The following is an 11,521-nucleotide window of genomic DNA, read 5'->3' as shown; positions in this document are numbered from 1 at the left end:
GTAGGCTGGCGTAAAGCTAGCCTACTTTTTTTAGCTCTTTTGGACTTGTGATGCTTTTGTTCAAAAAATCACATTTTTATGCCTCTGCTCCTCTGCTCAAATAGCCTAATAAATACAAAAGATCCATTTTTGGCGTAATTTACTCCCTGATAATTCCAGCAATCAGCTTCATAATTCTGAGTACGGTATAAAGTTCATTACCTCGATTGCGAACATCGAAGGAATTAGATAATGCGTACTGCGGCGTACCTTGTCGGGTCATTTTAATAAACTGGAAATCTCTGCCATTTGCCAACATCCCAAATAACGGGCGATCGCTATGAGGATTTGCTAGCATATAAGCTAGTATTTGTGCTAATCCTGTTTCTATAGAAACTTCAGCGCGTTTGGATTCGATCGCCATTACCCAAAACACTTCTTGTAAAACCAAAACATCCATTTTTCCTCTAATAATTGTTTGGTCTTCCTCATCCTCAAAGGAAATTTCTATCTCTGCTTCGCTTTTGATATGAAAGGGAAAAAGATAAAAACCAGCCAGTTGCAGCAAGGGAGACAGCACTACCATTTTGACGGTAGTTTCCAACATCGGCGGGTACTTGATTAAATTAAAATAGCTGGCTTTCACTTGGTCGAGAAACTGCTTGTCAAAGTCGGTAATCTCAGGTAAATTATCCTGCCACTCCCTGAAAAATTGCTCATCTTCAACGAGTTGGATGCCGAATTTGTTTTCTAAGACGGAGAGGCTGATATCTTTGGCTTGGATGTTTGAAACCATAGGTTTGATTTAGCAGTACTTGTTCATATTCTATAGCAACCGTTTTCGTCGGTTAAGCCATAAATCTGGGAAGGGGGCTAGGGGCTAGGGGCTAGGGGCTAGGGGCTAGGGGCTAGGGGCTAGGGGCTAGGGGCGAAGCATTCGGGTAGTAAATCTTCTGCTTTAACCAATAAATTATATGCCCGAATGCTAATGAACTCGGCACGCTTTGCGCGTTCGCCCCTACTGTCCTAATCGACGAGAGCGGTTGCTATAATTATTTCACAACCAATGTTGGATTTTAAGCTAGTAAATCATCGACAGCAATACTAAAGCCTTCCAGAACAAGTTGAGTGCTAACAGTTTTTCCAGAAGTAAACACAAGCTGCTGGTTTTCAGTCACCACAATAATCCATTTATTATCAGGGAATACTAACCAAACTTCCTCACCTCCAGATTGTAAATATTCAGTTGCTCTCGCAATTACATCTTCAGCTAAGTCTGTAGGTGAAACTATTTCAGCACTTAAGGAAAAACTCTGAGGTAATACCGCAGCGTCACCAAATTGAGCCAACAATTCTGGACTAAGATAGGCAACATCAGGTTTACGTCCTTGCTTGTTAGTGCGACAGGGTGCATCTGTATAAACTTCTCCTCCCTTTCCGCTGCTGTCTTTGTAAGCTCTCCAAGAAGAATCTAACTTCGATTGTACTCGACTGTGCTTAAGTGTCATGCCGTTTTTCTCAAGTAATTGTCCATTTACCCATTCCATGTTGTCAGGGGGATTTTGCATCCATTCTTCCAGTGAAATGTGGTGAGATTCACTTAGCTTGACGGTTGTTGATTCAAGTGTCGAATTTATCATTTCAATTTATCCTTGTTTTTTATCAATATAACTCGACTATTCCCTAACTCGCCATTCTCTGTAGAACACCTATTCAGTAATACTTTTTGGTGCCTTTCTAGCTTGTCGGGCCGATCGCTTACAAGCCTTCGATCATTTAGGCGATCGGCCCTTGAATCTAACTCATACGGAATCCGCAACGATTATCCCTCTTCTGTTGAGCTGCTGTACAGACTTTTCATGAAACGTCTCTACAATCTTCTGGGTAAATGCAAAGCGCTGTAAGCCCTAATTCTGTATCATTCCTTAAACTCTAACTTTGTCTCCCTCCCTTCCAATCTTGGCCCCCCGGCAACTGAGTTAAATAATCATTTACTACTGTGGGTAACTCCTTTTTGGCGTGGGTGTAAGTCAGATTCAGCAAACTATGGGCTATCTGAATTACGCGATCTCTATCCACCATATCGGCAATTTTAAATGGCGTATAAGCACCCTCAAACACTTCCACACTTGCATCGCTAATAGCCTGCTCCAGGGCATCTTCCAACATTTGCTCCCATTCATCCCGATTCACATAATAAGCAGTTCTATTATCTTGGAGATTCACTTTCTTAATTTCAACAAGGGAACCTCGAATGGAAGCAGCCCATGAGTTCGTCAAGCGTTGCTCAAGTTGGTTTTTAATAATATGAATCAACATCCTGACTAAGAACGATTCAATAGCATCTATTTTTGCCTGTCTGCTCATGCCATCCAATTGCTCCAGTAGTGCCAAAGCATCGGTATATCGTCCCTCTAAAATACTAGCCCTTAAATCTGATAGTTCCTGAATCATAATCTGTGCTGCCTTTACGTCAATCTGCTTTTATATTAATCTAAATAATATGAACATCGACTCTATCCTCAAACCCTTCCAACGTTTTGGCGTCCATCTCGGACTCGATCGCATTCAACAACTCCTAGCCAATTTAAACAACCCCCATCACCAAGTACCCATTATCCACGTCGCCGGAACAAATGGTAAAGGTTCCGTTTGCGCTTATCTCTCTTCAGTCCTAACTGAGGCGGGTTATCGCGTCGGACGATATATTTCTCCCCATTTAATCGATTGGAACGAACGCATCTGTCTCAATGAAAAACCGATTTCATCTGAAGAATTACAACAGTTACTTCTGCAAGTCCAATCTGCGATTAACCCAAATGCAGAATATCCTACCCAATTTGAAGTTATCACTGCTGCTGCTTGGCTATATTTCGCTCAACAAAAAGTCGATATAGCTGTAATAGAAGTGGGATTGGGAGGACGATTGGATGCAACTAATGTTTGCGATCGGCCCCTCGTCTCCATTATCACCTCCATCAGTCGCGAACATTGGCAAAATTTAGGCCCAACTTTAGCCGATATCGCTAGAGAAAAAGCGGGTATCCTTAAAGCGGGATGTTCTGCTGCGATCGGACAGTTACCTCCAGAAGCAAAAACTGTTGTGGAAAATCGCATTCAGGAATTAGGCTGTCCGGCTATTTTCCCAGAACCTGCGATCGCATTACGAACCACGAAGGCGCGAAGTACAAGAAGAGAAGAGGAAAGATGGGCAGAATATCAGAATATTGAATATTCTTTACCGTTGTTGGGAGATATCCAACTAGCTAATTCGGCGTTGGCGATCGCATCTCTCCAACTCCTCCAACAACAAGGCTGGCAAATCACACCAGATGCGATCGCATCTGGTATGGCTAAGACTAAATGGCCGGGACGACTTCAATGGACAACTTGGAAAGATCGTCCATTATTAATAGATGGCGCTCATAATCCAGCAGCTGCGATCGCACTTCGTCAATATGTCGATACCTTAGAAGATATCAGCGATAAAAAGTCGAACCTTCCATCAATCCCAAATCGGATATCCTGGGTAATGGGAATCCTCTCTACTAAAGATCATGCCGATATCTTTAAAGCATTACTTCGACCTGACGACCAACTGCATTTAGTTCCCATTCCCGATCATTCTTCCGCCAATCCAGAAAACTTAGCAATTCTCGGTCGTAACATCTGTCCAGAATTAGAGGTAGTTCAAACTTATCCAGACCTCATAACAGGTTTAGATACTGCTATAACAACCAACTCAGATTTAGTAGTTTTGTGCGGTTCCCTCTATCTACTCGGTCATTTCTTAGCTATCCCTACTCAATAGCGTAACGCACCCTACTATGACTGACCAAATACCAACTTTACATTTTCAACCACAGATGAACGCAGATATCATCTCATCTCCTTACGCATCGGTCACCTAAAAAATTCCTGTTCTTATTCTTATCTGTGTTCATCTGTGTTCATCTGTCTTTATCTGTGGTAAAAATTTAACCAACAATGACAACAGACAATTTGACGAGATCGTATCATGTCTTGATGTAGAGGCAATTCATATAAGATAGCGCGGCATCGCAACAGCATACCAAATATTTAAACATGGCTAATCGACTCAATATGATATCTGATATCTGCGCTTTCTCAAGTCAGAAAACTCATCCCCAAAACCCTTATTTTTTCCAGGTTATTGACAGTTTAGAAATTTTGCTCTATTTCTAAAATTATCAAGTATATAATACCAACTTAAAATTACTTACCTGAGCGCATATATTCCCACAATACTATACTATACCAAACTCCCTATAAAATCAAGGGGTAAGCCGAAAAAAATCTGAAGATCCAGAACACCCGGAGAAACCGGGTTTCTCTGTGGTACGACTTACTCACAAGCCTAGATTTTGCCCTGCCCCACCCCCCCAGATTTGGAGAAAAGTCCTGTTCCCCCCAGATTTGGGGGGGATTAGGGGGCGAAAACCGTAACTACTATCTAATTTATTGCCAAAATCATCGATTTTGGCAATAAATCTAGGAATAGACACCAACCAATCGCCTAACCACCTCGTCGATCCCACTCTGTCGCAGCATCCGCCACAGCCCGATCCACCGACTTCTCATCCAGCATCGCCGCCTGCAAATTGTCGTAAATCACCCGTTGGAGAACATTGACATCCTTCATCGCCGGAATCAACACTTGCGCCTCTTTCATTTGAGTAGCACTGACGACACGAGCCCGATCGACAGGCGTGGCATCCGGTGATAGCTTTTTGAAGTAACTATCTTGCAAAGCCTTCACTGTAGAAGGTAAAGTATTAGCAGTCTTAGCAAAAGCCAGCTGATTCTCATCATTAGTGACAAACAAAGCAAACTTGAGAGCAGCATCAGCGCGATCGCTATCGCGCTTAATCACCAAATTCATCACCGCCACACTTTTCTTGCCAGTTTTGCCAGTAATTTGAGGCGAAGTAGCAGAAACTTGAGCTAGAGCGGGCGCATTCTTAGCAATTGTACTCAAAAACTGAGCCCCCGACTTCAGCAGAGCCGTCTCACCAGCTTGGTAAAGTTCAATAGCACGTCTGTGTCCTTGAGTCAATACCTCCTTTGGTAATAGCCCATTTTTATAAAGGTCTACCCAATACTGAAACGCCGCCTTACCTTCAGGACTATTAAAAGCAGCCTTACCCTTAGCATCCACCAGCGTTACCCCCATCTGCACCAAAGATTCCAGCACCTCCGCCGAATCTCCCGGCACAAAAGTCACAAAAAAAGCATACTTACCAGTCTTCTGCTTAACTTGCCTAGCCAAAAGCGCCAGTTCCTCGTAAGTAACGGGAGGCTTGGCGATCCCAGCCTGCTTAAACAGATCTTTGTTATAAATTGTAATATCCGTTGCCAGATACCAAGGAATACCAAAACTCTTACCGCCAAACGTGCTAGCCTTCCAGATATTGGGTAAATATAGCTGGCGTTCTCGATCGGAAACCTGAGTATTCAGATCCAGCCAAGCATTGCGGGAAGCCAACTGAGAAGCAAAATCGGGATTCAAATTTACCACATCAGGAGCAGTCTTAGCGGAAACCGCCGTCAAGATCTTACTCTCCATCGCCGACCAGGGTATATCCACCCAACGTACCGCCACAGTGGGATTGGAAGCTTCAAAGGCAGCAATCAACTTATTGAAGTAATCTGTAAATTGCGGCTGCAACTGCATCGTCCAGAACTCAACCTCCTGGCGATCGGTCCGGGCTTGTCTAGTTCCTGTATTCCCAGTACTACAACTGACCGCCCAGCACAGCAGCAATCCCAACAAAGCAAAAATTCCCAAATGTTTCCAGGTTTTATATCGGCTCAGCACAAGGTTCAGATCCTAAACAGACAAACGCAGTAATCCTAGACTAAATTGGTGATTAGCAGGTACATTGCCTTAATCTACCTCAAGACAATTTTTCAGCCACCGCCTGATTATTCATAGACTAAAACGGACTACAACAGTGGTTAACGCCTTTAAGAATTTATTTTCCAAGCGCAAACCGGGAATTGCGATCGAATTAGCCCCCGAACGCATAAATATTGCCCAACTGCGTAAGCAAGGTCAAGGCTTCAAACTTGTAACACTGCACTCCGTCGAAGTTCCCGAAGGAGTCTTTCAAGAAGGACAGATTATCGACCCGCCGACAATGGCGGAAATCATCCAGACAGCGCTGGCAGATAAAAAAATTAAAGCCACTCGCGTCGCCTCAGCCATACCGGGATCGGCAGGAGCAATTGTGAGAATTATTCCAGTTCCGGCAGAACTAGATGAACGAGAACTCCGGGATATGGTATTAAATCATGAAGCAAGTCTCTACTTACCATTTCCTCGCGAAGAAGCCGATGTGGATTATCAGAAACTCGGTTTCTTCACCGATGAAGATGGCATAGAAAAAGTACAAGTGATGCTAGCCGCAGTCCGCGAAGAAGTAACTCGAACTTATATCGAGACTTTTAAGCAAGCTGGATTGCAGCTCGACGTGCTGGAAATTAACAGTTTTGCTCTGATTCGGACAATTCGAGAGCAACTGCGACAATTTTCTTCTCAAGAAGCCGCCGTGCTAGTAAACATTGAATTCGAGAGTACCGAAATAGCGATTATTGTAGATGGTGTACCCCAATTTTCTCGCACCGTTGCGATCGGGATGTATCAAATTCAAAGCGCCCTCAGCCGCGCCATGAATTTACCCGCCTCTCGGAACACCGATTTGCTCAGAGGGATGACAATTCCCACCGCGCCGGTGGATACTGTGCGGAGTGGCTCAACCGGGCTCAATCCGGGAATGTCCGCTATGATGAGAGTCTTGGGAGAACTAGCCGACGAACTGCGCCGCTCGATCGATTTTTATCTCAATCAAAGCAACAATTTGGAAGTAGCCCAGTTGCTACTTGCAGGTCCAGGCGGCGGCATCGGACAGCTGGATGAATTTTTCACATCCCGGTTAAGTTTGCCAACGACTCAAGTAGACCCGGTGGCGGCATTATCCTTGGAAGTGACCGAAGAGATCCCCGCAGTGCAACGACCTGGATTGGGAGTTGTCCTGGGTTTAGGATTACGAGAGGTTTAACAAAATGTATAGCCTAGAAATTAATTTTCTCAAAGACGGTCACGTTCAGCAACCAGCAGATAACACTGCTAGGCCCAAAAAGTCAGTACCCGTCAACGACAGGTTACTGATGTTGGCGGGAATAGGGGTTGGCGTACTTTTGCCAGTAGCGGTTGGAGGTGCCTGGTTCTTCCTACAAGGCCAAATACAACAGCTGGCCGATAAAGGAACCACACTAGATCAAGAGTTGGGTACTTTGCAGGCTAAAAAGAAGAATAGGGACGATTTCCTGGCTCAGGTTAGTCAAATTGAGTCCGAAACCAAAGATTTAGTAACTGTATTCGATCAAATGAAGCCTTGGTCTGCCATGCTACAGGATGTTCGCGATCGCCTGCCAGTAGGAGTGCAAGTTACAACAGTTACGCAAACCAAACCCCCTGTCACCACAGCCCCACCGCCTCCCCCTGCTGGCACGGTTGCCCTGGCAGTCCCACCCCCACCCACCACAGACAAAATTGAGATTGCCGGAGTCGCCAATTCCTTCAGTAATGTGAACGATTTAGTGCTGACACTCCAGAAATCCTCATTTTTCAAAGATATCGACACCAAGCTCGTATCGGCTGCGTTGATCGATAATCCCATCCAATTGTACTTACCTCCATCCCAAATCAGGTCTGGCAGTAGTTCTGGACAACCGCCCAAACTACCGAGAGTAGTGCAATTTAAAATTGAAACTTACCTCAGTGAAAAGCCAGCTTCCGCTATGCTCAAAGAGCTGGAAAGCAAAGGTGCATTGGGACTGGTAACTCGCATCGAAAACCTTAAACAACAAGGAGCCCTTAAACCATGACTGCGTATATGCCCGGTCAAAGCTCAGAGGAGGAAGCTGGGTCTGATGCTCCCAGTCTATTTGGGATTCAGTTCACGCCGCCCGTCATCGGCGTCCTCGTTGCTGTTCTTGGTTTGGGAGGAGCGGCTTACCTGTTTGTGACATTATTAATGCCAACCTGGGAGCAGTTACAAACCAAGAAAAGCGAGATTGAAACCAAAGAAAAGGAAAAGCAAGAACTAGCAACGATCGAGGATCAGGTCAAAGCAGCTGAAGCTAAGGTAAAAGAAGCCCAACAGAAAAAAGCCGGAGTTACGGCTTTGTTTGCCAATCCAAACAGCTTAAGCACTCTGCTACTGGATATCAACAAACGCATTGAAGCTAGAAATAGTACTCTACCAGAAGATAGAATTAAGGCAAGACTGACAAAGTTTGAGCCAGACCCACAAACTTCTGGTATTGTTAATGACAGCTCTTTAGGAGCGCAGATTAATGGTAAAATATACCGTCAAGCGTTCAACGTGCAGATGGAAGGAACCTTCGATCAGACGCGGCTGTTTCTGATCGAGCTGGAGCGCCAGAAGTCACTATCAGTCGTCAAAGAACTGAAATCGACATTGGCAGAATCGACTCAAAGAATAGCGGTAATGCAGCAAGAAGGGCAGATTGTCCCGATCGGCAACCCCGAAACAAAAATTAACACTGCTTTTAAGCTGCAAGTGCTAAGACCGCTCACCCCAGAAGAACAGAAACTGGTAGCACCACCACCAGCGGCAGGGACACCGTCGCCATCACCGTCACCAAAGTAATGGCTCTTCCGTACTTACTATGCTATTTGAGTAGAGGGGGAGAGGGGGAGAGGGGGAGAGTGGGAGAGGAGAAAATCAATAAAAATGTTCTTAAGTGAACAAAAGCATAGCAACTCCGAAAGAGCCACTATTGCAAAAAGGGAAGATTTCAGATTTGCTAGCCCCATCAGGGGCGAGCCATTAACCAAAAATTTTAGATGGGAAATTGATTTCGCCCTACATAGCGAGCCATTAACCAAAAATCTTCCCTTTTAAATCTAAAATCTGAAATTATCGGTAAACTTTCTGGTAAGGCGAAACAGGTTACTCTTAATTTTCCAGTAAAAGCCAATTTGTTTGTGTGAGGAGAAGCGGGTGAAAGAGCATCAAGGACTAGCCGGACTATTAATTGGGGCAGGGACAGTTCTTCTGGCCAGCCAACCAGTATGGGCAGCAGCAACGCAAGTAACGGGAGTGCGGCTAAAACCAACAGATAATGGCGTTCAGGTCATCCTGGACACCCAAAGTGGCGATCGGCCCCAAATTTTCACAGTCGATCGCCGCAACGCATTCGTGGTAGACATCACCAATGCCCAACTGCGCCTCAGAGAAGGCAAAAATTTCATTCAGCCAAACCCAGCCCCAGGTATCCGTTCTGTAGCTGTCACCCAATTAGATGGCAATAGCATCCGGGTGACCGTCAACGGCATCACCAGCCCTCCCACAGGACAAGTTATCAGTAGAGAAGCTCAAGCAATCACCCTTAACTTCAGCCCAGCAGCAGCTGACTTGGCAGCCTCTCCCCCCAATGCGGCAGCACCGCCACCAGCGGCCACCCTTCCATCCTTGGGGTCAACCCCAACAGCGCAAATCCCAACAGCGCCAACCCCAACAGCGCCAACCCCAAATGTTTTGGTTCCTAACCCGCAAATTACCTACGAAGGGGGACCAGCACCAGCAGCCGGTACAGTTCAACCAGTTAGCCCCGCCCCTCCATTCTTGCCCAGAGCAGTTGCGCCACCAGTAGGAGATATATCTGTTTCCGAAGTCGATCCTACTGCCACCGTCATCGATCTCGGCACCGCTGAGCGCATTCCCCGCCTGCTGCTGCGCGACGCCCCAGTAAGAGAGGTTTTATCGCTCCTAGCTCGCGCCGCCAACCGCAACCTCGTATTTGTGACACCTCAAGCTGGCGCAGGAGCGGCAGGACAAGCTCAACAGGGAGCGCCCGGTCAAGCTCAGGGAGCAAGCACCCCACTTGATGGCACAATTTCCTTAGATATTGAAAACGAGCCCCTCCAAGATGTCTTCAACACCGTTTTGCGGATTACCGGCCTGCAAGCCAACCGTCGCAACAACACCGTTTTTATAGGTTCAAACTTACCCGAAGCAGCCAGCAATATCGTCATGCGGAGCCTGCGACTCAACCAAGTTAACGTCGCTGATGCCGCCAACTTCTTGACTGCACAGGGAGCAGAAACGCAACTGCCGATCACCCGCGTCCAAATCCAGACTATCGGAGAAGGAGCTGCTGCTAGGACAGTTGAGATCAGAGAACCAGATATTAAAGTACTCAGGGCACAAAGAGGAACTGGCCCTCTGGTACTTTCGGGTTTGTCAATACTTGCCGATACCCGACTCAATGCCATCACTCTGGTTGGCGACCCGCGCAAAATTGAAATCGCCTCAGCCTTATTGAGCCAACTGGATGCTCGCCGTCGCCAAGTCGCCGTCAATGTCAAAATTCTTGATATCAACTTAAATAACACCGATACGGCTGGCACCAGCTTCTCCTTCGGGCTCGGTCGCAGCTTCTTTACATTTGACAATGGCTCAGCGGTAATAAATTTTGGCGATACCGCACCAGCTACCGCAGAGCAGACTGCTGGTAGTCAATTTAGCCCACCGATCATTAACAATCCCTTTAGTGGAAACAGTCCTTTCTTGGATGCTCAGCAAAACGCTCCCTTTAGCCGAAGCACTGGGTCTCCCGAATCACCTATAAGCCCTATTTTCCCAGGCGTCTTACCCCGTGCCCCCTTTGGTACAAACGTCAATCCCCTTCAACCTGGTGTCAACAGTATCGACGAAACAGGACGGCTTACATTTTCACTGCCAGAACTGTTCCAGTTTCCCACCCGGTTTTTATCACAGTTGCGAGCTCAGGTTATCAGTGGCAATGCCAAGATTCTGACTGACCCGACTTTGGTGATCCAAGAGGGTGAAACTGCTAGAGTTAACTTGGGCGCAGATGTGATTACAAACCAGACTGTCAACCAAACAAATTCTGGTGGCACTGTAACTACAACAGTAAGCACGGAAAAAGGAACTGTTGGTCTAATCCTTCAGGTTCAGGTCAATCGAATTGACGATAACGGCTTTATTACTCTGAATGTGAATCCCAGCGTGACGGCACCAGGTAGTGACACAGTTATAGGCACGGGTGGTGTCGCCGGTGCGGTGACAATTTCATTGCTCTCAAGAAGGGATCTTGTATCTGGACAAGTTCGTCTGCGAGATGGTCAGACGTTGATTCTGTCGGGCATTATTCAGGATCAAGACCGAGCGACGGTCAGCAAGGTGCCCATTTTAGGCGATATTCCTATTGTGGGTGCCCTGTTCAGACGCACAAACAGAACTAATCAGCGCGCTGAGGTGATCGTGATGCTGACGCCGCAAATTCTTGATGACTCGTCTAATTCCCCGTTTGGCTACCGATACAGGCCAGGGCCAGACGTGCAGCAACTCTTACAGCGGGGCGGTTTATCTGCTCCCGGCAACAATCGATAGTCAAAAGTCAAAAGTCAAAAGTCAAAAGTCAAAAGTCAAAAGTCAAAAGTCAAAAGTCAAAAGTCAAAAGTCAA

9 protein-coding genes are annotated in these 11,521 nt (G+C 46.2%); 5 read left to right on the top strand and 4 right to left on the bottom strand.

All coding sequences use genetic code 11. From position 1 onward, the window contains the following. Window positions 1-139: 139 nt before the first annotated feature. The 3 genes from LAY57_RS25650 to LAY57_RS25640 form a co-directional block, all read right to left on the bottom strand. Window positions 140-775: a restriction endonuclease subunit R gene (locus tag LAY57_RS25650; RefSeq protein ID WP_249069944.1), complete on the bottom strand. Its 636-nt coding sequence runs from the start codon at window positions 773-775 to the stop codon at window positions 140-142. Between the two features lie 280 nt (window positions 776-1,055). Continuing rightward, window positions 1,056-1,619 carry a Uma2 family endonuclease gene (locus LAY57_RS25645; RefSeq protein WP_249069943.1) on the bottom strand — a complete coding sequence of 188 codons (564 nt, stop codon included), beginning with the start codon at window positions 1,617-1,619 and terminating at the stop codon, window positions 1,056-1,058. Window positions 1,620-1,911: 292 nt separating this feature from the next. Then, a complete protein-coding gene (locus tag LAY57_RS25640) occupies window positions 1,912-2,433 on the bottom strand; it encodes a DUF29 family protein (protein WP_249069942.1) in 522 nt (173 codons plus the stop codon). A gap of 49 nt (window positions 2,434-2,482) precedes the next feature. Here LAY57_RS25640 and LAY57_RS25635 point away from each other — a divergent pair, with 49 nt between their 5' ends. Further along, window positions 2,483-3,790: a bifunctional folylpolyglutamate synthase/dihydrofolate synthase gene (locus tag LAY57_RS25635; RefSeq protein WP_249069941.1), complete on the top strand. Its 1,308-nt coding sequence runs from the start codon at window positions 2,483-2,485 to the stop codon at window positions 3,788-3,790. Between the two features lie 726 nt (window positions 3,791-4,516). On the opposite strand, the gene LAY57_RS25630 is transcribed toward LAY57_RS25635, so the two are convergent. Continuing rightward, window positions 4,517-5,818 (bottom strand): ABC transporter substrate-binding protein, encoded by a 1,302-nt coding sequence (locus tag LAY57_RS25630; RefSeq protein WP_420839129.1) that lies wholly within the window; start codon window positions 5,816-5,818, stop codon window positions 4,517-4,519. Between the two features lie 136 nt (window positions 5,819-5,954). Here LAY57_RS25630 and pilM point away from each other — a divergent pair, with 136 nt between their 5' ends. The 4 genes from pilM (at window position 5,955) to LAY57_RS25610 (ending at window position 11,447) form a co-directional block, all read left to right on the top strand. Further along, window positions 5,955-7,061, top strand: a complete 1,107-nt coding sequence (pilM, locus tag LAY57_RS25625; RefSeq protein ID WP_249069940.1) for a type IV pilus assembly protein PilM — start codon at window positions 5,955-5,957, stop codon at window positions 7,059-7,061. A 4-nt stretch (window positions 7,062-7,065) separates the two neighbouring features. Next, window positions 7,066-7,890 (top strand): PilN domain-containing protein, encoded by an 825-nt coding sequence (locus LAY57_RS25620; protein ID WP_249069939.1) that lies wholly within the window; start codon window positions 7,066-7,068, stop codon window positions 7,888-7,890. Continuing rightward, on the top strand, window positions 7,887-8,678 hold the full coding sequence (locus LAY57_RS25615; protein WP_249069938.1) for a pilus assembly protein PilO: 792 nt from the start codon (window positions 7,887-7,889) through the stop codon (window positions 8,676-8,678). Before LAY57_RS25620 ends, LAY57_RS25615 begins: the two co-directional genes overlap by 4 nt. A gap of 354 nt (window positions 8,679-9,032) precedes the next feature. Further along, entirely contained in the window at window positions 9,033-11,447 is a 2,415-nt protein-coding gene (locus LAY57_RS25610; RefSeq protein ID WP_249069937.1) for a secretin GspD/PilQ domain-containing protein, read from the top strand. Window positions 11,448-11,521 lie beyond the last annotated feature (74 nt).

This window comes from Argonema antarcticum A004/B2, from assembly GCF_023333585.1.
GTDB classification, from domain to species: Bacteria; Cyanobacteriota; Cyanobacteriia; order Cyanobacteriales; family Aerosakkonemataceae; genus Argonema; species Argonema antarcticum.
This window is presented reverse-complemented; position numbering and strand designations above follow the sequence as displayed.